This window comes from Pseudovibrio sp. W74 (genome assembly GCF_001623085.1).
Lineage (GTDB): Bacteria > Pseudomonadota > Alphaproteobacteria > Rhizobiales > Stappiaceae > Pseudovibrio.
This window is the reverse complement of sequence record NZ_LMCJ01000017.1, coordinates 70,649-93,737: the sequence shown is the minus strand read 5'-3', so window position 1 is coordinate 93,737 and position 23,089 is coordinate 70,649. Positions and strand designations below refer to the sequence as shown.

The 23,089-nt window shown below is 51.4% G+C and carries 24 protein-coding genes and 1 tRNA gene; 15 read left to right on the top strand and 10 right to left on the bottom strand.

What is annotated here, in order from left to right; genetic code table 11:
* Positions 1–37 precede the first annotated feature (37 nt).
* The gene (locus tag PsW74_RS11730) at positions 38–616 is read right to left on the bottom strand and encodes a VTT domain-containing protein (RefSeq protein ID WP_063286072.1); all 579 of its coding nucleotides are present in this window, start codon (positions 614–616) and stop codon (positions 38–40) included.
* 263 nt (positions 617–879) lie between these two features.
* Here PsW74_RS11730 and PsW74_RS11725 point away from each other — a divergent pair.
* Positions 880–964, top strand: a tRNA-Leu gene (locus tag PsW74_RS11725).
* Positions 965–1,033: 69 nt separating this feature from the next.
* Here PsW74_RS11725 and PsW74_RS11720 read toward each other — a convergent pair.
* Complete coding sequence (locus PsW74_RS11720) at positions 1,034–1,957, bottom strand: site-specific tyrosine recombinase XerD (RefSeq protein WP_057463508.1); 924 nt, start codon at positions 1,955–1,957, stop codon at positions 1,034–1,036.
* 7 nt (positions 1,958–1,964) lie between these two features.
* Positions 1,965–2,105, bottom strand: coding sequence for a hypothetical protein (locus tag PsW74_RS28870; protein ID WP_167550253.1), 141 nt, complete (start codon positions 2,103–2,105; stop codon positions 1,965–1,967).
* Between the two features lie 299 nt (positions 2,106–2,404).
* Between PsW74_RS28870 and PsW74_RS11715 the strand changes: the two genes are divergently transcribed.
* The 3 genes from PsW74_RS11715 to PsW74_RS11705 are packed head-to-tail and all read left to right on the top strand — an operon-like array spanning position 2,405 to position 5,444.
* A complete protein-coding gene (locus tag PsW74_RS11715; protein ID WP_057463564.1) occupies positions 2,405–3,028 on the top strand; it encodes a shikimate kinase in 624 nt (207 codons plus the stop codon).
* A complete protein-coding gene (gene aroB / locus PsW74_RS11710) occupies positions 3,025–4,149 on the top strand; it encodes a 3-dehydroquinate synthase (protein ID WP_063286073.1) in 1,125 nt (374 codons plus the stop codon). Before PsW74_RS11715 ends, aroB begins: the two co-directional genes overlap by 4 nt.
* Positions 4,146–5,444: an HlyC/CorC family transporter gene (locus tag PsW74_RS11705; RefSeq protein WP_057463510.1), complete on the top strand. Its 1,299-nt coding sequence runs from the start codon at positions 4,146–4,148 to the stop codon at positions 5,442–5,444. Before aroB ends, PsW74_RS11705 begins: the two co-directional genes overlap by 4 nt.
* A 182-nt stretch (positions 5,445–5,626) precedes the next feature.
* On the opposite strand, the gene PsW74_RS11700 is transcribed toward PsW74_RS11705, so the two are convergent.
* A complete protein-coding gene (locus tag PsW74_RS11700; protein ID WP_057463511.1) occupies positions 5,627–5,890 on the bottom strand; it encodes a BolA family protein in 264 nt (87 codons plus the stop codon).
* Positions 5,891–6,021: 131 nt separating this feature from the next.
* Here PsW74_RS11700 and PsW74_RS11695 point away from each other — a divergent pair, with 131 nt between their 5' ends.
* From PsW74_RS11695 to PsW74_RS11680, 4 genes are all read left to right on the top strand, one after another.
* A complete protein-coding gene (locus tag PsW74_RS11695; RefSeq protein ID WP_057463512.1) occupies positions 6,022–6,642 on the top strand; it encodes a DnaJ domain-containing protein in 621 nt (206 codons plus the stop codon).
* Between the two features lie 85 nt (positions 6,643–6,727).
* Positions 6,728–7,714 (top strand): cobaltochelatase subunit CobS, encoded by a 987-nt coding sequence (gene cobS / locus PsW74_RS11690; RefSeq protein ID WP_063286074.1) that lies wholly within the window; start codon positions 6,728–6,730, stop codon positions 7,712–7,714.
* 10 nt (positions 7,715–7,724) lie between these two features.
* Positions 7,725–9,614, top strand: a complete 1,890-nt coding sequence (gene cobT / locus PsW74_RS11685) for a cobaltochelatase subunit CobT (RefSeq protein WP_063286075.1) — start codon at positions 7,725–7,727, stop codon at positions 9,612–9,614.
* The gene (locus PsW74_RS11680; protein ID WP_063286076.1) at positions 9,611–10,732 is read left to right on the top strand and encodes an esterase-like activity of phytase family protein; all 1,122 of its coding nucleotides are present in this window, start codon (positions 9,611–9,613) and stop codon (positions 10,730–10,732) included. The genes cobT and PsW74_RS11680 overlap by 4 nt, the downstream gene beginning before the upstream one ends.
* A 104-nt stretch (positions 10,733–10,836) precedes the next feature.
* On the opposite strand, the gene PsW74_RS11675 is transcribed toward PsW74_RS11680, so the two are convergent.
* Positions 10,837–11,433, bottom strand: coding sequence for a VUT family protein (locus PsW74_RS11675; protein ID WP_063286438.1), 597 nt, complete (start codon positions 11,431–11,433; stop codon positions 10,837–10,839).
* A 69-nt stretch (positions 11,434–11,502) separates the two neighbouring features.
* Positions 11,503–11,790 carry a 50S ribosomal protein L28 gene (rpmB, locus tag PsW74_RS11670; protein ID WP_057463517.1) on the bottom strand — a complete coding sequence of 96 codons (288 nt, stop codon included), beginning with the start codon at positions 11,788–11,790 and terminating at the stop codon, positions 11,503–11,505.
* Between the two features lie 339 nt (positions 11,791–12,129).
* On the opposite strand from rpmB, the gene PsW74_RS11665 reads away from it, so the two are divergent.
* The 5 genes from PsW74_RS11665 (at position 12,130) to PsW74_RS11645 (ending at position 17,091) form a co-directional block, all read left to right on the top strand.
* Positions 12,130–12,993 (top strand): DUF3108 domain-containing protein, encoded by an 864-nt coding sequence (locus PsW74_RS11665; protein ID WP_082596891.1) that lies wholly within the window; start codon positions 12,130–12,132, stop codon positions 12,991–12,993.
* 177 nt (positions 12,994–13,170) lie between these two features.
* Positions 13,171–14,127, top strand: coding sequence for an acetyl-CoA carboxylase carboxyltransferase subunit alpha (locus PsW74_RS11660; RefSeq protein WP_063286077.1), 957 nt, complete (start codon positions 13,171–13,173; stop codon positions 14,125–14,127).
* Positions 14,128–14,369: 242 nt separating this feature from the next.
* Positions 14,370–15,539, top strand: coding sequence for a murein L,D-transpeptidase family protein (locus PsW74_RS11655; RefSeq protein WP_063286078.1), 1,170 nt, complete (start codon positions 14,370–14,372; stop codon positions 15,537–15,539).
* Positions 15,540–15,675: 136 nt separating this feature from the next.
* A complete protein-coding gene (locus PsW74_RS11650) occupies positions 15,676–16,158 on the top strand; it encodes a hypothetical protein (RefSeq protein WP_063286079.1) in 483 nt (160 codons plus the stop codon).
* 108 nt (positions 16,159–16,266) lie between these two features.
* Positions 16,267–17,091, top strand: coding sequence for an FkbM family methyltransferase (locus tag PsW74_RS11645; RefSeq protein ID WP_063286080.1), 825 nt, complete (start codon positions 16,267–16,269; stop codon positions 17,089–17,091).
* On the opposite strand, the gene PsW74_RS11640 is transcribed toward PsW74_RS11645, so the two are convergent.
* The 3 genes from PsW74_RS11640 to ispG are packed head-to-tail and all read right to left on the bottom strand — an operon-like array spanning position 17,088 to position 20,016.
* Positions 17,088–17,834 (bottom strand): DUF429 domain-containing protein, encoded by a 747-nt coding sequence (locus tag PsW74_RS11640; protein ID WP_063286081.1) that lies wholly within the window; start codon positions 17,832–17,834, stop codon positions 17,088–17,090. The genes PsW74_RS11645 and PsW74_RS11640 overlap by 4 nt on opposite strands.
* The gene (gene pdxY / locus PsW74_RS11635) at positions 17,827–18,744 is read right to left on the bottom strand and encodes a pyridoxal kinase (RefSeq protein WP_063286082.1); all 918 of its coding nucleotides are present in this window, start codon (positions 18,742–18,744) and stop codon (positions 17,827–17,829) included. Before pdxY ends, PsW74_RS11640 begins: the two co-directional genes overlap by 8 nt.
* Positions 18,745–20,016 (bottom strand): flavodoxin-dependent (E)-4-hydroxy-3-methylbut-2-enyl-diphosphate synthase, encoded by a 1,272-nt coding sequence (gene ispG / locus PsW74_RS11630; protein WP_193775892.1) that lies wholly within the window; start codon positions 20,014–20,016, stop codon positions 18,745–18,747. It abuts the gene before it with no gap.
* A 377-nt stretch (positions 20,017–20,393) separates the two neighbouring features.
* Between ispG and PsW74_RS11625 the strand changes: the two genes are divergently transcribed.
* Positions 20,394–21,176: a 3-hydroxybutyrate dehydrogenase gene (locus PsW74_RS11625; RefSeq protein ID WP_063286084.1), complete on the top strand. Its 783-nt coding sequence runs from the start codon at positions 20,394–20,396 to the stop codon at positions 21,174–21,176.
* Positions 21,177–21,229: 53 nt separating this feature from the next.
* Positions 21,230–22,270 (top strand): patatin-like phospholipase family protein, encoded by a 1,041-nt coding sequence (locus PsW74_RS11620; protein ID WP_063286085.1) that lies wholly within the window; start codon positions 21,230–21,232, stop codon positions 22,268–22,270.
* Positions 22,271–22,841: 571 nt separating this feature from the next.
* Here PsW74_RS11620 and PsW74_RS29710 read toward each other — a convergent pair.
* Positions 22,842–23,021: a L,D-transpeptidase gene (locus PsW74_RS29710; protein ID WP_343286498.1), complete on the bottom strand. Its 180-nt coding sequence runs from the start codon at positions 23,019–23,021 to the stop codon at positions 22,842–22,844.
* Positions 23,022–23,089 lie beyond the last annotated feature (68 nt).

Below are 23,089 nucleotides of genomic sequence, written 5' to 3'. Positions count from 1 at the left end.
AAGCAACTGTCCCATTCTCAAAGAAACGACAGCCGCTTTAAAGAAACTTGATCAGAGCGAAACCACCAATCAGCAGCACCACAAACACAGTGAACACCAGCCCCAGCCGCTTTTCGATGAAATCCCGAATTGCTGGTCCAAACAGGTACAAAAGCCCTGCGACCGCAAAAAACCGAATTCCACGAGAGACGATGCTCGCCGCAATGAATACTGGGAGATTCAGAGCAAAAACACCACTCGCAATAGTTATTACTTTGTACGGAAATGGCGTCAAACCAGCGATAAACACAAACCACCAGCCCCAGTCCTCAAAGATTTGCTTAAACTGGTCAAACTTATCCATGTAACCGTAAAACGCGAGGATCGGTTTCGCCACTTCCTCAAACAAGACGGCACCAATGAGATACCCCAGCAAACCACCCAGAACAGAAGCCACAGTACACAGCGCGGCATAAAACCAGGCTCGCCGACGTTTGCTCACACACATCGGGATGAGAAGCAGGTCAGGCGGAAGCGGAAAGACAGAGCTTTCCACAAAGGCGACAGCGCTCAGCGCATGGGGTGCACGTGGTCCCGCAGCAAGGGAAAGTGTCCAGTCATAAAGGCGACGCAACATAAGTCAGCGATGCTCCAAACAATCATTCATTCAAGCGAAGAATATGGTTCATTTCGCAATGCGGTAACATTCAATAACAGCCCCACGCTGGAGTCCTACCTCAATCATCAGCAGCAATCACAGGATTATGGCCGGAAATATGACCTCACCACCCTTATCCCCCGTAAATATATATAAGTATACGCTGACAAATGCTGTGGTTAGCTGAATCAAAATATTGACGTCGCACCCCATCTCGATATATTCCGCCCTTACCAACCGTTGCCCCCGTGGCGGAACTGGTAGACGCGCCGGATTCAAAATCCGGTTTCTTCGGAAGTGCCAGTTCGAGTCTGGCCGGGGGCACCACTCTTCTCTTCCCCAAAATTTAAACGCTTTTGCCCAACGCCACACATGCGTCTTGAGCTCTCTGCGACCTCACGCCAGCGGGTGATGGTCTTCCACCAGCTTCTGCAGGCGCTCTTCCAGCACATGGGTATAAATCTGCGTTGTTGAGATGTCCGCATGCCCCAGCAGCTGCTGCACCACACGCAGGTCAGCGCCATTTTGCAACAGGTGCGAAGCAAAGGCGTGGCGGAGCACGTGCGGAGAAACCTTGTTGCGGTCAATATCTGCCTCCAACGCAAGTGCCTTCAAGTCTCGCCCAAATGCCTGACGCGTAAAGTGACCACTCTCACCGTGAGAGGGAAACAGCCAAACACTGTCCGCATAAGCCCCTAAAGATGCACGCAGCCGCACATACTCAACCATGGCCTTCTGTGAACGAGGAGACAGTGGAACAGCCCGTTCCTTACCGCCCTTCCCTTTCACGGTGATAAGACGGCTGTCACGAATAGCTGCTGACACTGGCAGAGAAACAAGTTCGGAAACACGCAAGCCCGTCGCATAAAGCACTTCCAGCAATGTATAGACACGTGCAGCTCTGATCTGCTTTGCATCACTATCATGCGTGATAGTAGCCAACTGTTCTGCCTTGCCGATCAGCCGATCCACCTCTTCCTCACTCAACACACCGGGAAGAGTTGAGGCTTTACGCGGAGAAGCGACGGTTCGGGTTGGATCATCGTCGCGAATATCCTCGGCATAACAGAACTGGTAGAACTGCCGAAGAGCCGAAAGACGCCGCGCCTGAGAGGACGCCGCAAACCCGCGGTCAGTAAGGTCAGAGAGATAGGCACGGACATCCGTGACCTGCACAGCAAGCAGATCCACACCTTGCGTACTCAGGAAACTATCAAAATCTTCCAGGTCAGTTCGGTAGCTTTCCAACGTATTGAACGCACTGACGCGCTCAACGCTTAACATTTCAAAAAAGCGTTCAGTCTCAAGAGTTCGACGCATAAAAAGCCTATTCGAAGCCTTCCTTTTGGATTTCGACGATAATTTCGCGTGGCTCCGGCTCAACGTAGCTGACAAGCAGATACATGCTCAGCACAGCGCCAGTAACGATCAAACCTATGATAGACAGCAATCGCATCAATGTTGGCATGGCAGAACCGGATGCTCCCGTATAAATCTGGATACCCCTAAATCACCCGCAGATGGTGGGGTGTAGCAGTATACTTCACAATCAAAAATAGACCGTTTCACTGTGAAGGTTCAACCCGAAGGCACCCAGTGTACCGCGTATTTTGCGATATCCTCCAGGCCTGTGAAGGGGCACCTACGGTTTCTGTAGAAAATTAGCAGTTAAATGCTGGCAAACACTCTTGGTCTAGAACCTTGACAGGACAAGGTGTGATAATGTCAAAGCGTAAGTAAGAGTAGATGAATCGGCGAGGGCGTGGCGTGACTGCAAACGACACAAAGTCAGACAAAAAACGTCAACGACAGCAAGATATTTTGAAGCGCCTCGGCACTAAGCCAATTGTACTTGTTGGCATTATGGGCTGTGGCAAATCCACAGTAGGTCGCCGTTTGGCTCAATATCTCGCTCTCAATTTTATTGATGCAGACTCAGAGATTGAAAAAGCAGCAGATCGTTCTATCTCAGAGATATTCGCTGAACACGGTGAAAGCTATTTCCGGCAAGGTGAAAAGCGTGTCATTGCACGCCTGTTGGACGAAGGACCACAAGTCCTCGCAACAGGTGGCGGTGCCTTCATCAATGAAGAGACACGCTCCCGCATCAAGGAAAAGGGCATCTCCATCTGGATGAAGGCTGAGCTGTCTGTCATCATGACCCGCGTGCGCAAGCGCCCTACCCGGCCATTGCTGCAGACTGCGGATCCTGAGGCAACCATGCAAAAGCTGATGGATGAGCGCTATCCGATCTATGAAGAAGCGGACATGGCAATCTGGTCGCGTGATGTGACCCATGAAGCAGTTATGGAAGAAATCCTGATCGCTCTGGAAAAAGGACTACCGCCTCTCTCTGATGAGGCATCTGAAAATAACGAGGTTGGAAAGTGACAGAAGAAAATAACGCCACGCTCGTCAATGTCGATCTGGGCGACCGTAGCTATCCAATCCTCATTGGCCGCAACCTGATCAAACGCGCTGGAGAAGAAGTCTCCACCCGCCTCCCAGGTGCCAAAACAGTCATCATCACAGATGAGACCGTCAAGAAACTCCATTTGAAGGCACTGGAAGAAAGCTTCCAGTCCGCAGGTGTTGAGTTCAGCACACTTGTTGTGCCAGCAGGCGAAAAAACCAAACGCTTCGAAATCTTCGAGCGCCTCTGCGATGATATCCTCGCCCTGCGCCTCGAGCGCGGCGATGCTGTTGTTGCCTTAGGTGGCGGCGTTGTTGGTGATCTCTCCGGTTTCGTTTCTGGTGTCGTTCGCCGTGGCATGAAGTTCGTTCAGATCCCAACCACCCTACTCGCTCAGGTCGACAGTTCTGTCGGCGGCAAAACCGGCATCAACTCCCGCCATGGCAAAAACCTGCTCGGTGTGTTCCATCAGCCTGCCTTGGTACTGGCAGATACATCCGTTCTGGATACGCTCAGCCCGCGTGACTTCCGCGCTGGCTATGCAGAAGTTGCCAAATACGGCCTGATCAATGATCCGGACTTCTTCGAATGGCTGGAAGCCAATTGGGAAGGTATCTTCGCTGGCGGGCCTGAACGAGAACACGCAGTCGCCCATTCCTGTCGCGCCAAAGCAGCTGTTGTTGCTGCAGACGAGCTGGAATCCGGCAACCGCGCACTGCTCAATCTCGGTCACACCTTCGGCCATTCGCTGGAAGGTGCTGTTGCCTATGAGACTGAACGACTGGTGCACGGAGAAGGCGTTTCCATCGGCATGGTATTGGCCCATGAATTTTCTGAGCAGCTTGGCCTGTGCCCGGCGGAAGACACCAAACGTGTTATCACGCATTTGGAAGCCGTCGGCCTGCCAACGCGTATTGATCAGATCCCCGGCCAGCTGCCACCAATCGGCACTTTTATGGACTTGATTGCACAGGACAAAAAAGTAAGTCGTGGTCAGCTCACTTTTATCCTTACAAAAGGCATCGGCACTTCCTATGTCGATAAAACTGTAAGCGCGGAACCCCTCCGCGCGTTTCTTGAGGAGAAACTCGGCAAATGACGGACTACGCTTTCTGGGCTTCCGTTGTCGCTATTGTAATTTTGCTCGTTCTTTCGGGCTTTTTTTCCGGGTCGGAGACTGCCCTGACAGCAGCATCACGCGCCCGTATGCATGCGCTGGTCAAATCCGGTAATAAAAGAGCGCTAATTGTTGCAAGACTGATCGAGTTCAGAGAGCGCCTCATCGGCGCACTGCTGCTCGGCAATAACCTTGTCAACATTCTGGCCTCTGCACTCGCAACATCCTTGTTCCTGAAGCTCTTCGGAGACGCAGGCGTCGCCTACGCAACACTGGTCATGACTCTTCTGGTCCTGATCTTCTCTGAAGTGCTGCCAAAAACATGGGCGATCGCAAACGCAGAAAAATTCGCACTCAGCGTTGCACCTGTTGTTCGCGTACTGGTGATTGTCTTTGGACCGATCGTTGCCGCCATCGAGGTAATTGTACGCCTCGTCCTGCGCATCTTCGGCATTCGCATTGATGACTCCACAGCCGTCCTGTCAGCACACGAAGAGCTGCGCGGCACACTGGACCTTCAGCATAAAGAAGGCGGCCTGATCAAAGCGGATAAAGACCGTATTGGCGGCCTGCTGGATCTGGTTGAGCTTGAAGTGTCTGACGTGATGGTTCATCGCACCAAGCTGTTCGCACTCAATGCCGACCTGCCACCGGAAGAGCTGGTGGAAGAAGTGCTGGCCAGCCCGTTCACCCGTATTCCGCTATGGCGTGATGATCCCGACAATATGGTCGGCCTGCTCCACGCCAAGGATGTTCTGCGCGCAATCGCAAACCTCAAAGGCGATATGGAGAAGTTCGAGCTGGATAAGGTCATGAGCCCGCTTTGGTTCGTACCGGACACCACCAGCCTTCAAAACCAGCTCAACGCCTTCCTGAAGCGTAAAACCCATTTCGCTCTCGTGGTAGACGAGTACGGCGAAGTGATGGGCCTCGTCACGCTGGAAGACATTCTGGAAGAGATCGTCGGTGAAATCGCAGACGAACACGACATCGAACTGCCCGGCCTCAAACCACAGGCAGACGGTTCCGTGATCGTCGAAGGCTCCGTACCGATTCGCGACCTCAACAGAGCGACCGATTGGAACCTGCCAGACGACGAAGCGACAACCATCGCAGGTCTCGTTATTCACGAAGCAAAAATGATCCCCGAGGAACGTCAGATCTTCACTTTCCACGGTTTCCGCTTCACAGTCCTGAGCCGGGAAAAGAACCGCATCACGCGCTTGCGCATGATGGCGCTCAGCCCGCTTCAGGATGCGAAAAAAGCCAGCAAATAAAAATGGGCCCAACCGGGCCCATTTCCTTTTCTGCAGTCCCTTAAAGAACGCAAAATTATCGTAAAACGCTCAAATCAACGCACATAACAACGCAAACGGGTAAAACACGAGCGCCTGCAACGTACTAGCCATTTGCCGCATTGATTTAGCTGTGCCAATGTACCAATTACTGTAAGAACCAATTACGTGTGAGATTTGGCTTCAATGGCAAGCGCGTGAATGCCTCCGGCGATCTCTTCAGCCACGCATTCGTTTACTGCACGATGCATAGCGACGCGGGACATACCCTCAAAGGCTGTGGATATGATCTTGATCCGGAAGTGGGTTTGTCCACCCTCGCGCCAGCCGCCGTGACCGCGGTGACTCTCGGATTCGTCGGTGACTTCAAGAAGCTGCGGCTTAAACGCGGCTTCCAGTTTAGTGATCATGATGTCTCTTGTGCTCATGTTTTCTATATCTCTCACGTAGGAAACCGTCGTCAAGGCCTTGCCTAACAGGGTCACTTTTTTCTATTTATGTCGGCTACCTGCTTTATGGCAGGTGCTAACCCAATCGCAAGGCAACTGAAAACCGAAAAATGAAGCAAGCATCCTCCATTTTCGACAGCATTCGCGTAAAACCCGGCAAAGAACGCACAACAAGCTCAAAAGGCCCAAAGTGCGAATGGGACGGTTGCGACCAGCCCGGCACCCATAAAGCACCGAAAGGTCGCGATCGGGAAGGCCAGTACTTTCATTTTTGCGTAGACCACGTAAAGGCCTACAACAAATCGTATAATTATTTTTCCGGCATGGACGATGACAGTGTTCGCAGCTACCAGCGCGATAGCATGACAGGACATCGCCCCACCTGGAAAATGGGCGTAAACTCGCAGGCAGACGCCGCAAACGCCCGCGATGGAAGCCGTACAAACATCGGTGGCGAAGACGTCAACGACCCGCACAACATCTTCGCTGGCGCCACCGGAGCACGCAGCCAACCTCAGGAACCGCAACGTAAGGTGCTGGCACTTGAGAAAAGGTCATTTGAAACATTGAACCTTCGGGTAACCGCCCGTGGCGCCGAGATAAAAACTCGCTATAAAGAGCTGGTAAAGATTCATCACCCTGATGCCAATGGTGGCGACCGCTCTTCGGAAGACCGCTTGCGCGAGATTATTCAGGCCTACAACGTGCTCAAGAAATCCGGTTATTGCTAGGTCATACGTTTGACCAGTTCCCGGATCTCTTAGAATTTTTTAGATTTTCATTACCCCGATTTCGACGTGGGGCCGCGGAGGAAAAATGATAGATACGATGCAAACCGCTCAAACCCTGCCGACCGAAACAATTTCTGTACGTGAGACATTTGGCATCGACAGCGACATGGAAGTACAAGCCTTCGCTGAAGCAAACGAACATGTTCCTGATATCGATCCAGACTATCTGTTTGATCGCGCAACAACTCTCGCAATCTTGGCAGGTTTTGCAAAGAACCGCCGTGTGATGGTCTCCGGCTACCACGGTACTGGTAAATCGACTCATATCGAGCAAGTCGCAGCCCGCCTGAACTGGCCTTGTGTGCGCGTAAACCTCGACAGCCACATCTCTCGTATCGACCTTGTTGGTAAAGACGCAATCGTTGTGAAGGACGGTCACACCGTCACCGAGTTCAAGGACGGCATCCTTCCTTGGGCCCTTCAAAACAATGTCGCGCTTGTCTTCGATGAGTACGACGCAGGCCGTCCAGACGTGATGTTCGTGATCCAGCGTGTTCTTGAGGTTTCCGGGCGCTTGACCCTCCTCGATCAGAACCGCGTGATCAATCCACATCCGGCATTCCGCCTGTTCGCAACCGCGAACACCGTCGGTCTTGGTGATACATCCGGCCTCTACCATGGTACGCAGCAGATCAACCAGGGCCAGATGGACCGCTGGTCTATCGTGACCACGCTAAACTATCTGCCTCACGACAACGAAGTCGAGATCGTTCTGGCGAAGTCTCCACACTACAGTGGTGCAGAAGGTCGCTCTATCGTTTCCAAGATGGTTCGTGTTGCAGACATGACCCGTAGCGCTTTCATGAACGGCGAGCTCTCCACTGTGATGAGCCCACGTACAGTGATCACATGGTCAGAAAACGCTGAAATCTTTGGCGATATCGGTTTCTCATTCCGCCTGACCTTCCTGAATAAGTGTGACGATACCGAGCAAGCGCTGGTCTCTGAGTTCTACCAGCGTTGTTTCGGGGAAGACCTTCCTGAATCAGCGGCAAACATCGTCATGAGTTAAGGGGAGTTACATGGCAGGTACTAGCAACTCCTCAGCCAAGAACAAACCTGCCAGCCAGCCATTCAAGCAAGCGATGGGCTCTACAGTCAGAGCCATCGCCGGCGAGCCTGAGTTGGAGGTTGTTTTTTCACCGGATAAACCGGGAATGACCAGCGGACGCATCCGTCTGCCGGAACCTTCCCGCACGATGACAAAGGAAGAAGTCGCCGTTACTCGCGGTTTGGGCGACTCCATGGCTCTGCGCCTTGCTTGTCATGATCCAGCTGTTCACACCAAGCACATTCCTCAAGGCGAAAACGCACGCGCTATCTTCAACTCGGTCGAACAAGCCCGCGTTGAAGCCCTTGGCGCTGTCCGTATGCCGGGCGCTGGCGACAACATCGACGCCATGCTTGAGGATCGTTACTTCAAAGCCAACTTCGCGGAAGTCACCTCCAAAGACGAAGCTCCGATGCAGGATGCCATCGCTTTGTTGGTACGCGAACGTCTGACGGGCCGTGAGATCCCCAAAAGCGCACAGCGCATGGTGGATCTCTGGAGACCTTTCGTTGAAGAAAAAGCTGATCATGATCTGAACAAACTCGTCACCCGCATGGATGACCAGATCGCGTTCGCCAAGCAGATGCGTGATCTTCTCACCTCACTTGATATGGCTGATGAGCTGGGAGAAGAACCAGAGGACGACGACGAGAACAACGACGAAAGCCAGCAGGACCAGGATGATCGCTCCGATAACTCTGGTGACATGCAGGAAGATCAGGGTGAACAAGAGGGCGCGCCTGAAGAGATGGAGCTTTCCGGCGAAGAGCAGGAAAGCGGCGAAACCGAAGGCGTCGACAGCGAGATGCAGGATATGTCCGAAGAGGATATGTCCGATCAGGCTGAAGAGCCGGGTGAACAGGAACGCCGGGACCATCCCTTCAGCAATCAGCCGTCTGCTGATGCCTATCACATCTTCACACAGGCTTTCGACGAGATCATTGCAGCAGAAGACCTCTGCGATCAAGAAGAGCTGGATCGTCTCCGCGGCTTCCTCGATAAGCAGCTGGCCTCTCTGTCTGGTGCGGTGTCCCGACTAGCCAACCGCCTGCAGCGTAAGCTGATGGCGCAGCAGAGCCGGTCATGGGACTTCGATCTGGAAGAAGGCATCATCGACAGCGCCCGCCTCCATCGCGTGGTCATAGATCCACTGCAGCCGCTTGCGTTCAAATGGGAAAACGACACCGAATTCCGCGATACCGTAGTCACTCTGGTGATCGACAATTCCGGCTCCATGCGTGGTCGTCCGATCACCGTGGCAGCCACATGTGCCGACATTCTGGCACGTACACTTGAGCGTTGCGGCGTGAAGGTGGAGATCCTCGGATTTACCACCAAAGCGTGGAAAGGCGGCCAATCTCGTGAAGCTTGGCTCAAGGATGGCAAACCGTCTAATCCGGGACGTCTGAACGATCTACGCCACATCATCTACAAATCCGCAGATGCCCCTTGGCGCCGCGCCAAACGCAATCTCGGCCTGATGATGCGCGAAGGCTTGCTTAAGGAAAACATCGACGGAGAGGCTTTAGACTGGGCACACAAGCGTTTGCTTGCACGTCCGGAACGTCGCCGCATCCTGATGATGATCTCCGATGGTGCGCCAGTAGATGACTGCACGCTTTCAGTGAACCCAGGCAACTATCTGGAGAAACATCTGCGCAGCGTGATTGCTGAGATCGAAAACAGATCGCCGGTCGAGTTGATCGCAATTGGTATCGGCCACGACGTGACCCGCTACTATAAACGTGCAGTGACAATCGTGGATGCAGAAGAACTGGCTGGCGCGATGACTGATCAGCTTGCTGATTTGTTTGATGAAAACAGCGGCCAGGATCGCGGTAGACGTCACGGACGCCGATGAAATTAACACGACGCATTTTGCTAACAGGAGCAGCGGCAGCGGTAACAACCGCAGTCGCTGCTTCTTTGCCTTTCAGCGAGAGCACCGCACAGCAGAGCGGCTTTCAGCAAATGAAAGTCCGCTCCAAGGAAATCAACCGCTTCAAGTTCTCTGGTACCCGAGCAGAGCAATACGGCCCCCTCATGTTTCTTGGTGGCCTGGAACTAAGCAGCTCAAACGGTCGCTTCGGCGGCTATTCCGGCTTGCTGACGCTCAACAGTGGCTCAGACATCATTGCTATCTCAGATCGCGGCCACTGGCTGCGCGGCGAACTATCCCAGACCAGCCGAGGAAAGCCTCTCAAGCTGCTGGGCGCAGAAACCGCAACCCTGCTGGATAGCAAGGGCAGAAAGCTCAAACGCACCTACAGGGCTGACACAGAAGGTCTGAGCATTGGCGGCTCAGCCAACACACCTCGCATTTTCGTCAGTCATGAAGGAAAAGGCGGGATCATGACATACCCGCTTAACCTGAAAACAGGCGAAGAACGCGCCAAGCACCTGTTGATTCCCAAAGAGATCCGAGGTTTGGCAAAGAACAAGAGCCTTGAATCTGTTGCTGTCGCCCCTCCCAATTCTCCACTCTCCGGCGCGATCATAACGATCGCCGAACGCGGAAAATCTCTGAAGCACAACAGACCAGCGTGGATTATCGGAGGCCCGCGACCGGGGAAATTCTGGATAGGAAAACAAGGCAACTACGATGTTACGGATGCTGCCTTCCTTCCCAATGGCGACCTTTTGATCCTGGAGCGTTTATTCAACCTCTCAGAAGGCCTTGGGATGCGCATCAGGCAGCTGGATGGCACCAACCTGCGGCCAGACCATCTCCATACAGGCAAAACGCTCCTGACCGCTGATTTCAGTTATCAGATTGATAATATGGAAGCTCTGAGCGTTCATATGAACGCTTTTGGAGAGACAGTCCTGTCCCTCATGTCAGATGATAACCGCTCATTCTTGCAGCGCACCTTGCTGCTGCGCTTCATCCTGACGGACAACGAACCTTTCAGAGAGCCATTCGTTCGCGCACCCAAAGAAGCAAAGATCGTCCCAGCGCCAAAACCGAAGCCTCGGTAAACGACGACTGTCTTTGTGAGCTGCACCGACATTCAATCCCAAAAACAAAAAAAGGCACCGGAACCAAATCCGATGCCTTTTTAAATTCTTTTCAAACGAACAGCTTATCCGCGCTGCGAAGCAGGTACCGCGCCGATTACTCCCAATGCGATGCGGTATGGAACAAGCATGCTCATCGCAACGATGATCTTTACGCTGAAGTCACCAATCGCCCAGGAAACCCAACGAGGAACTTCCAGAGCAAACACACCAAACAATGGTGCAACTTCTACCGCAAACGCATCGTGATAACCCAAGAACGCAAACTGTGTAGCAAAAGCAAGGCTAAAGAACAGCGCGGTATCGAGCATGGTGCCCAGTGTAGAAGAGACGACAGGCGCCTTCCACCAACGACCATCACGAAGACGATGGAACACAGTCACGTCCAGCAACTGAGCAATCAGGAATGCACTTCCTGACGCAATTGCAATGCGTGGTGTTGCCAAAACGATAGACAGAGCAACAGCAAAGCCAGCGTACACGACTTTGCGTGCAGCAGCAGGACCAAACTGTCGGTTAATCAAATCAGTTACAAGGAATGCCACTGGATAAGTGAATGCACCCCAAGTAAGCAGGTCTGCCAGATTAACAGCCCCGAACATTCCCTGAACAGGGAATTGAACAAGGTAATTCGAAGCAACGACCACTGTGGTCATTGCCATAATGGCAAGAGCCAGTGGTCGAGCAGTATTCGACTTAGTCACGTTCAATCCCTTTCAAGAATGATGTGATTAAGCAGCTGCCTGACGACGCTTGATTTCGGTCTTCAGCAAACGCGCTTTAGGAGAAAGCTCAGCTTCAACTGCTTTCGCCAAGAATGCGTCCAAACCACCGCGGTGCTCAACAGAACGCAGAGCGTGTGCAGAGATACGCAGTTTGTAAGTTTCGCCGAGAGTTTCACTCATCAGGGAAACATTGCAAAGGTTTGGCAAGAACCGACGACGGCTCCTGTTTTTTGCGTGAGACACGTTGTTGCCGGTCATCACGTCTTTACCGGTAAGTTCGCAGCGGCGTGCCATGAGGGTCACCCTTTTAATTTGTAGGCGCCCTCATTTTTGGGCGCATTCTGTTAAAACCGGCAGGTCGCGGACACCACGGTCACGCGGAACCACCTCCGGCCCTGTACGGAAAAGTTGGCTTGCTATAATTAGTACAGCAGAATTCGTCAAGGCTTTGCTGCCTATTTGCCTGTTCGAAGCCCATATTTCAATCAAAACTCGAACAAACTCACATCTCTTAACCACCGTGTTACCATGTTTAGGTAGTTTCATATTTCAATGAGTTTGAATTTTTTGTTCAGTTTCCTGAGTTCTCAGGCTGTCAGGCGCGAATGTCTGCGGCTGCGGAGGTACAGTATCGTGCGAGTAACAGTTTCTAAGGTTTGCAATTTTCTTGGCAAATCGAGCGTAATAGCCGTCGCAGCACTTTCATTTAGCACACTATCCACAGCTGCGCTGGGGAAAACAGAGCGCCTCGGCGGTGTCTACAATATTTCTTATGCAGGCTTCACTGTGGCAAAAGGCTCCTTATCGCTTATCCTCAGAGAGAACGCCTATTCCGCAAAAGTGGGTATGGAGCCAGCTGGCATTGGAACCCTCTTCTCCACAGGCAAAGGCGGCGCACACGCGACCGGGTGGATGAAAGGCGCAAAAGTCCTTCCAAGCACCTACACCATGGCCTCTCGTGCATCCAACCGAGATTTCTATGTCAATCTCGGTCAGGGGTCTGGCCATGTCCGTACAACTCAGGTCACGCCAAAATACAAACCGTCCAAGACCCGCGTTAAGGTCACTGGCAAGCACAAGCTCAATGCGATGGACCCGTTAAGTGCAGCGATTGTACGCGCACCGTCCCGCTCAAAAGTGCTTGATCCATCAGTATGTAATCGCAAACTGCCAATTTATGATGGTTGGGCGCGCTTCAATATCAATATGAAGTTCAAAGAAGTGCGTGAAGTCTCAGGCAAAGGCTACAACGGTCCGGTTGTCGTCTGTTCTGCACGCTGGGAGCCCGTTGCTGGACATCGTCCAGAGAAAAAGGCTGTTCAGTATCTGGCCAAAAACGCAAACATTGAGACATGGCTCGCACCGATCGGAAACACCCGTATTCTTATTCCTTACAAGGTCTCCATTCCGACATCGACAGGTACACTTGTCCTGGAAGCAGCAGAACTCAATATGCCGCAGACGTCAGGACTTCGCAAAAAAACAGCTTCCAGATAGGATTTGCACTTTAATCCCAAACCTTCTTGTCTGAAGGGGTTCAAACACCCACATTTGTGATGCAAAGCCTTGACAGATGACCCAGCTGTCGCCAGTGTCGCGCCAAAATTATAGCGCGGTCCAACGCCTTTTAGTCGGCGGGTCAAGCCCGCTGATTGTTACGAGTGAATATCCAATATGCGCAGTTACCTCGAATTCGAAAAACCAGTTGCTGACCTTGAAGGTAAAGTACAGGAATTGAAAATCCTGGCTGAAGGTGGGGAAGCGGTTGATGTGGAAGACGAGATTGCCCGTCTTCAGGAAAAAGCAGATCAAGCACTCAGCGACATTTATTCTCGCTTGACGCCTTGGCAGAAAACTCTGGTGGCCCGCCATCCAGACCGTCCGCATTCACTGGACTACATCAATACCCTGATCTCAGATTTTACGCCTCTTGCCGGCGACCGCAAATTCTCCGAGGATTGCGCCATTATCGCAGGCTTTGGTCGTTTTCGTGGACAATCAGTCGCTATTCTTGGTCAAGAAAAAGGTAACAACACCGAAAGCCGCCTGAAGCATAACTTCGGTATGGCACGTCCGGAAGGTTACCGTAAAGCCGTCCGCATCATGGAACTGGCAAACCGTTTCAACATCCCTGTTGTCTCTTTTGTGGACACAGCAGGTGCGTACCCAGGTATCGGCGCAGAAGAGCGCGGTCAGGCAGAAGCAATCGCACGCTCAACTGACATGTGCCTCGGTCTTGGAGTTCCAAACATCTCCATCGTCATTGGTGAAGGTGGCTCAGGCGGTGCAATTGCAATTGCAACCACCAACCACGTAGCAATGATGGAACACTCCATCTATTCCGTGATCTCACCGGAAGCAGGCGCATCCATTTTGTGGCGCGACAGCACCCGCGCGCAAGACGCGGCAACCAACATGAAGATCACTGCAGAAGACCTTTCCAGCTTCCGCGTCATTGATGAGATCATCAAAGAGCCAATCGGTGGTGCTCACCGCGCAAAAGAGATCGTAATTGATCGCGCTGGCAACTCGATTGAAACCGCTCTGAGTAAGATGGCTGGTCTGTCTGCAGACGAGCTCAAGAAGCAGCGTCGCGAGAAGTTCTTACGCATAGGTCGTGAACTCGGTTGATTCGAACCTAGGATTTATTGTGGGTATCCACTAAATTTTTTATAAAAGGCATCAGAAGTATATCTGATGCCTTTTTTGTTTGATCCAATCAAACTCGGGGGAAAGTGCATCTTGGGGAATACCCCACAATCTCAGAGAGAATGATCTGTGGTAAGATTCGATCAACCTTAACCCAGATAGTCTTAGTATCGAGTCGAGATTGGGGTTCGGGCAAACTAGCCCCAGCATGGTGGGTCAAGCACATGATTAGAGTGTTTCAGGGAGAGACTGGCAAGAACGTAAAGCGTGCTGCTGCGCTTGCGCTGGCTTTAACGCTAGCCGCTTGTCAGGGAACAGAGTTTGGCGCTGAGAAGCACCAGCAACCTGTGAGCAAAAGCCTTTCCAACAGAATGAAATCCAAAGACATGGAGCTCAAGTCTCCAATCATGGTTCGTCTGTTCAAGCAAGAGTCTGAATTGGAGATCTGGAAACAGACCAAATCAGGCCAGTATGCTTTGCTGGAAACCTATGAGATCTGCAAATGGTCAGGCAAACTCGGCCCGAAGTTTAAGGAAGGCGACCGTCAGGCACCAGAAGGCTTCTACGAAGTCACACCGGGCCTGATGAACCCGTTCTCCTCTTACTACCTCGCATTCAACCTTGGTTTCCCGAATAAGTTTGACCGCGCTCATGACCGCACAGGCTCAAACTTGATGGTCCATGGTGCCTGCTCTTCTCGTGGGTGTTACGCCATGACGGACGAGCAGATCGCAGATATCTACTCTCTGGGTCGCGATAGCTTCCTTGGCGGACAGAGAAAGTTTCAGGTTCAGGCCTTCCCATTCCGCATGACACCGAACAACATGGCCAAGAACGCAAGTTCCGAGCATTATGAGTTCTGGCGCATGCTGAAGCGTGGCTATGACCACTTTGAAGTCACCAAACGCCCACCATCCATTGAAGTCTGTGAAAAAGAATATGTCTTCAACGCGAAGGCAGACGCACGCGGAACCAAATTCAATGCACGCGGCGCTTGCCCTGCCTACACAGTGCCTGAGCACATCGCGGTAGCAGTAGCAGAAAAGCAAACCCGAGACGCACGCGAAACCGCTGAGATCCAGATCGCTATGGAAAGCAGTAAACGCCGCAAAGAAAAGATTGCAGCGTTCTTTGGTGGCACCTCAACAACTGACGTCGCAAAAGCAGAAGCACCAAACGCAACGCCTGTGAATGTAGAAGCTGCAAAAGTTTTGGCGCTGGCATCTGAGGAACCATCCCCAGCACCGCAAAAAGCTTCTGAATCAGAACGTGCTTTCAGCTACTTCACATCCCTGTTCTCTAACAGTCGTGTTGGTGAAGAGAAGAAGATCGTTGCAGAGGTCGTAAATCCATACCCAGCCGCCCCTGCACCACGCATCAAACCGCAATTGTGACGTTGCAGTTGGTATATGGCGGTCCTGTAGTAAACTTCAGGGCCACATCTAATATTGCAATCAAAGATTGTATTTATATATGCATCCTGCTTACCTAGGTTAGATTTTTCTCATAAATTTCCGAGGTGTCTAGAGCATGAGCATAACCAGCCTGCCACCTAACATTACAGAAATCCACCTTCTTTGGTATGTGATGTTAGGGACCGCAGTGATCACTATTACCGGTATTGTTTTTACCATTGGTCAATGCATCTACGAACGCAACTGGAGAGCCATAGGTGTGTTCTTTTTAGTTATGCTTTTAGATACAAAATTTTTTGAAATCCCATGGGAACTCAATACTTGGAAAGTAATTTTCAATATCGCTATTTGCATACTCGCCCTATACTTATTAGTTACTAAACGGTCGCGACTGTATCCAACGACCATAAGCATAGCTGCTGCCGCTCTATCTATAATTGCGATTATCTATTACTCAGAAACAGGCTCTGCTTCTTTGCGAGAATATGCAAAGCAAATACACTTTCTCTCATCAGGAATGGGTGTATTGTTCTTTGCTCAACTTGTACGCCTTTCATTAGCTGATCCTTTACGAGCTTCAAAAGCAACCCTGACCTAAGTATCACCAACAACTCAATTGTTTGGACACTTGACGCAACGTTAACCGAAACCTAGCCTGACTTATGTACGCTGGTCTCAATGAAGATCAACAAGTCAGGTTAGGCAAATGCCAGGCTCAAAAACCTTCTTTGGAAAGTACCACAGCAAAGAGTACATCAACGAACGCCGCCACTTACGTGGGCTCCTTGGCTATTACATAAAGTACATTCCAATGTCCTGGGGTGTGCGACTAGGCCTCTCCTCCGGCATTCTGACGAGGTATGGTGTTGAACTCACACCCAATGTCTTCGACGCCACATTCCGCATGTGCTGCGAAGGTGGTTACGGCACATTCCTCACCAGCTATCTCGTCGACTATGAAAAACCTTTCATCATGCTGGATATCGGCGCAAATCAAGGCCTCTTCAGCCTGCTTGCAGCTCAAAATACGAACTGCAAGCAAGTCATAGCTTTCGAGCCTGTTGCCAGCACATTCCAATTACTGGAACAAAACATTGAGCTAAACCTTGCTACCTCTCGCATAAAGGCAGTGCAGGCAGCAGTCTCCGACCACACTGGCCAAGCTAAGATATTCCTCAGCAAAACCCATAGCGGCGGCGCATCCCTCAGCCAGAACACCGTGCATTCAGACGAAAAAACCGAAGAGATTCAAACCATCTCTGCCCAGCAGTTAGATGAGATGATCACCGATGAAATCGACATCGTGGTCAAACTCAATGCCGAAGGGCACGAAGAAACCGTGATTAAAGAGCTCATCAAGACAAGCTTCTTTCCTCGAGTTCAATCAGTTTTCTATGAGAGAGATGTCAGATGGCCTGATCCAAACATGCTCAAAAACCTTCTGGAGGAGCAAGGCTTCAAAAGCTTTAAGAGAGTCGGCCATGCACCACGTTTGGACGTACTGGCAAGCCGCGAGCCTGACAATAGCTAAGCCCAGATTGCCATGCGCAGACCGCGTTCATCTCGCCCGAAGTCTGCCGGAAATGGCTCCGCATGGCCATACAGCAACCGCTCAGCAATAACTGCATTCACAGCAGCATCCATCAGATCATCCCGAGCAGCACCTTTGGGCGGTTTTTGGTCCAGAAAGCTCGCCACATAGCCAAACTGCACAAGCAAATCTCTCCGCGCATCCAAACCCGCAGGATAGCTGCTTCCCTTGACCTTCTTAGGAATAGCAATGGGCTCCTGCTCGTTTAAGCGCCAGAATGCCACCTCAGGATGAACTTCATACACCCGCGCTTCCAACTCAGGCGTCATGAGCTGATCAATCTCCCGAATTTTTGGGAAGATATGGAACGCTTGCTTGGATACTTTTTTGGGTGGTGTTGAATGCGCTAGCGCAGCGGAGCAAGCCTCGCGATAATCCTCACAATAGATCGCAGCCCGCGCGGGAATAGAAAACACCGTTGACTGTCGCATACCTAAAAGAGGACGAACTGCCTTCTCAGGCCCACGACCATTGCTGCCAATCTTCTCCGGCAGCCCGATCGGCATATCGACCGCAATTTTATGCGGCTCATGCTCAGAGGCCAGAAAATCTGCAAAATGAGGAAAGATCTGCACTTCAGGTGCACGGTTTGAGCCAACCCAGCGGAAAACGGCAATCCAACCTGCTTTGCAACCGTCAACCCCAGCCACACAGACGGGATCAACTGCCACCGCTTCAGGCACGTTCAGGCGCCTCTACCACGCGGCGAGTGTTCACAAGCGCCATCGGTTGGATAAGCGGATCTTGGTGCTCAGCATAAAGCAAATCATCAGAACCAACTTTGACAGAGCGCGCAACCAACTCAAACGTTGAAGCTGTCGCTTTCTTCAATGCCTCTTCATCACTCTGCCCACTCAGACTGCGAGCCAGATAAAGCGCTGCCAACAAGTCACCAGTGCCATGCGGTGCGCCCTGCACTTCCGCATGTTCAATCGCAAGGCTACCACGCGGCCCAACCAGCAAATTGGAAATGGAATTGCGACGGATTGCTGGCGACGATGTAATGATCGTCCGCTCCACTTGCAGCGTGCGCGCTGCCGCAACAGCTTCATTTTCCATTTCAGTACCAAACCCGCTAAGCCAGGCCAGCTCAAAACGGTTTGGCGTAATCACGTCAGCATGCGGTAACAGTTGGTCACGAATAGCTTCAGCAATCGGCTCGGCAACATAAAGACCACCTTTGTCACCAATGACTGGATCGCACAGATAGACCGCATCATCATTGCGAGTCTTCACTTCCTGCACAATCTTAGCAACATCAGAAACCTGAGCTGCATTTGCCATGTAGCCAGAGATAACACCCTTCACAGCGCCCAAACGATCACTGGCGCAAATCTGTTCAACGATATGCTTGAAGGCTTCTTCACTGGCCGAGATACGCTCACCAGCACCTTGTCCCGGATGCCATGGCAGAACAATCGTAGGCAGCATCCAGACATTAAAGCCCATGCGCTCCAGTGCAAAAACAGCACTGCGCATGCCAACACATCCGCTGACAACCTGTGAAGAGATCACCAGAACCGAAGGTTTTTCCTTCGGAGCGCTTTCTCTGATTTTGTGTTCTACTTTTTTGACAAACCGCTCAAGCGACATCTAGGAAATCTCGTGTTCAGATGAAACGCCAGTACCAAAACGTTTCTCGATATAATCCAGAACCATCGCCTTAAACTCATCAGCAATGTTCGGCCCACGCAGAGTAACAGTTTTAGCACCATCAACAAACACAGGTGCAGCAGGTGTTTCACCAGTACCAGGCAAAGATATACCGATGTCAGCGTGCTTGGATTCACCAGGACCGTTCACGATGCAGCCCATGACAGCAACGTTGAGCTCCTCAACACCCGGATATTGCTCACGCCACTTCGGCATACTCTCGCGGATATGCGCCTGAATGTCCTGAGCCAGCTCCTGAAAGACTGTGGAGGTCGTACGTCCACACCCCGGACACGCAGCAACAATCGGAACAAAACTGCGAAAACCCATTGTCTGCAACAGTTCCTGAGAGACCTGCACTTCACGCGTTCGGTCCCCACCTGGTTCAGGTGTCAGCGAAATACGAATGGTATCGCCAATGCCCTGCTGAAGCAGAATACCCATGGAAGCAGAGGACGCCACGATGCCCTTTGTGCCCATACCAGCTTCAGTCAAACCAAGGTGAAGGGCATAATCGCAACGCTGTGCCAGATCCGTATAAACGGCAATCAAATCCTGAACCTGTGAGACTTTCGCAGACAAAATGATTTTGTCGCGGCCAAGCCCCAATTCCTCAGCACGCTGAGCAGACAACAAACCAGATTGGCAAATCGCTTCGCGCATCACTTGTTGCGCAGTCAGCGGAGAGCCTTCCTCTTGGTTTTTATCCATCAGGTGTGTCAGCAGCTCCTGATCCAGAGAGCCCCAGTTCACACCAATACGCACAGGCTTATTGTGCTTCATCGCCATTTCGATGATCTGGCCAAACTGCTTGTCTTTTTTAGTTTTGAAGCCAACATTGCCCGGATTAATCCGGTACTTATCAAGCGCTTCAGCACAATCAGGATGATCTGCCAGCAGCTTGTGTCCGATGTAGTGAAAATCTCCGACCAGCGGAACATCGACCCCAATCCGGTCCAGACGCTCTTTGATACGCGGAACAGCTGCAGCAGCTTCATCACGATCTACCGTAATACGAACCAGCTCGGATCCGGCACGCGCCAGAGCAGAAACCTGCGCAACCGTTGAATCTATGTCAGCGGTGTCGGTGTTCGTCATGGACTGAACAACAACAGGCGCTTCGCCGCCAACAATAACCCCACCAACGTCTACAGCCACAGAACGACGGCGCGGAAACGGGGAAGAAATATAGGTTTGGCTCTTGTCAGTCATGATCATTCCACTGGGATAAATCTTTAGGCAAGCAAGTGCAGCATGCAGCCCGCACTGTCAACTTTTTAGCGCACGCTCAATTCAGTTTGATGTCATCTCAAGACGCCATCATGCACCCCAAGTTTTCACAGTAAACCTCTCCTCAGAATGATGCTAGGTCCACTCCATCATCAGCCTACTGAAAATAGCCAGCGACTTTTGACGCAATGCACTCATCTCTAACCTTCCATTAAGGACAAAAGACAGATCGGTGGTCAGTTTTGACCTTTTTGCACTGCACGCTAAACAACTATGCTTTTTGCTAATGCAACCAGATTAAAAAGTGGCGCAAGCTCACACCAACTCTTTTTTCAATACATTTGGGCAGGAGACTCGAAATGCTCTCAGGAAAAACCGCTGTAATCACTGGGTCCACATCAGGCATCGGGCTTGCTTACGCTCGCGCAATGGCAGAGCAAGGCGCCAACATCATGATCAATGGGTTTGGCGATGCCGATGCCATTGAGAAAGAGCGCGCTGCAATCGAAGCCGACTTTGGTGTAAAGTGCGTGTACTCATCAGCCGACATGACCAAGCCTGATGAAATTCACGCAATGATCCACGATGCGGTTAAATCCCTCGGTTCTGTAGATGTCCTCGTCAACAATGCAGGCATTCAGCATGTTGAAGCCATTGAGCATTTCCCGGTCGACAAATGGGATGCCATCATCGCGATCAACCTGTCCTCCGCATTCCACACAATCCGCACCGCCGTGCCTTACATGCGCAAAGCAGGCTGGGGTCGCATCATCAACACCGCGTCCGCTCACGCATTGGTAGCATCTCCATTCAAGTCGGCATACGTTTCGGCAAAGCACGGCATCGCAGGCTTGACCAAAACCGTTGCACTGGAAGTTGCAGAAAACAACATCACAGTGAACGCCATTTGCCCCGGGTATGTCTGGACTCCGCTCGTCGAAAAGCAAATCCCTGACACCATGAAAGCTCGTAATATGACTGAGGAGCAGGTGAAAAAAGAAGTCCTGCTCGCTGCTCAGCCAACCAAAGAGTTCGTGACAGTCGATCAGGTTGCCGGCCTAGCCGTGTTCTTGTGCTCTGATACAGCCGCTTCAATCACCGGCACTCTCTTGCCAATGGACGGCGGTTGGACAGCACAATAACGCTCAGATGATTTCCCGGAGTTTTCTTTTCCAAGCGGCCCATGGAGGTCCATATGGCGACTACTCGGAAGACAGCGAAAAAAGAACGAAAGAAAATCAATCTGGCCTTACAAGGTGGAGGCGCACACGGCGCCTTTACCTGGGGCGTTCTGGATTGGCTCCTTGAAAACGAAGATTGGGAGATCACTGGCATCTCAGGCACAAGCGCAGGTGCCATGAATGCAGCCGTCATGGCCGATGGCCTCGTTGAAGGCGGGCAGCAAGGCGCAAGAGATGCCCTCGCCCGCTTTTGGAAATCCGTCAGCGCAGCTGCAGAGACCAGTCCGTTCCAACGCAGCCCAATGGATGTTTATTGTGGCAATTGGAGCATGGACAACTCTCCGACATATCTGGCATGGGACCTGCTTTCTCGCGTCATGTCTCCCTACCAACTAAACCCAATCAACTATAATCCACTCCGCGACCTCGTTGCTGAGCAAATCAACTTCGAACGTGTGCGAAGTTGCGGCCAGATGCAGGTCTATGTCGCCGCTACCAATGTTCGAACCGGGAAAATCAAAGTTTTTGCAAAGGAAGAACTCACCCTTGATTCACTCATGGCGTCTGGTTGCTTGCCACATATGTATCAAGCGGTAGAAATTGGTGACGAGGCCTATTGGGACGGTGGTTTTATGGGCAACCCGCCTTTGTTTCCACTATTCCAACACGGTGGCTCTACCGACGTACTTCTTATTCAGGTCAATCCGGTTGAGAGAGTTGAACTTCCGCACACCGCTCAGGAAATCTCAGAGCGCATGAATGAGATCACCTTCAACTCAACTCTGCTGCGTGAGCTTCGCGCTATTGAGTTTGTGACACGACTGATTGATGAAGGCCGCCTTGATTCGAACGAATACACCCGCGTTTACATGCACAGAATAGAAGCAACAAAAGATCTCGCCCCTTTCGGAGCTTCATCCAAGGTAAACGCCCAGTGGGAATTTGTAGAACTTTTGCACGACATTGGACGCCAGGCTGCAAAGAAGTGGGCGCACGACAATTACGACAGCATTGGCAAACGAAGCACGCTGAACCTGGACCACGAGTTTAACTAGACCTGAACGCAAAGGTTAACACTCCCAAACCGCATTGCAAATTGCGACGCAGCATAGGTAAGCAACCTGTTAAATTAACCCGCATGTTGGAGAGAAGAAGCGCAGCCACCCCAGATATTGTGCCAAAAATTTATCGCAAAACTGGCACAGCTTTTGCTTTTAAATAAGCAGCTGATATCAAGGTACTGCGTAATCAGCTTTAGAGAATATAAAGAGGGTTTTTGAGCGTGTATTCAAAGCCCTCTTTTTCTTTGGGCAATGCGTCCTCCCGACACACAACTCTCAGAAAAAATCGTTTTATCCCTAAAAAAGTCTTTCAAAAAAATCAGCGTGCCAACCTTTTGGCAAGATTTTAGCGTTAGGAAAGACACGCTGATTGTTGAGTTATGCGTATTCAGCGCTACAGCGGAAGGAGCAGGCGTTTGCGACCCGACTTGCTTCTTCCGCTCACAAGCCTTCAAGCACATCTCTTAGCCCTTGATTTAGTAAGGAACCCACGCGCTCGCAAGGGTAAAGGGCCTTATTTGACCGATATCACATCATGTTCAGCGCTGCACGTAAAGCGTGCTCACTATTTCACAATTACAATCCTTGCGTTTGATCGGCCATTTGCCTGAATCAAACTGAACAATCTCTTGGCGTTTTTCGGATGCAACCGCACGCAACCGTGTGAAGCAGGCGCACCCAAGCGCTTAACCACATCCGTTCCATGAATGGCATACCCCTTATAGAAAAACACAGAGTAAGGCATCGGTGCCCCGTTATACTTACGGGAGAAATACCGTTTGTGCATTCGCGTTGGCTTAAAGGTGCCCACTG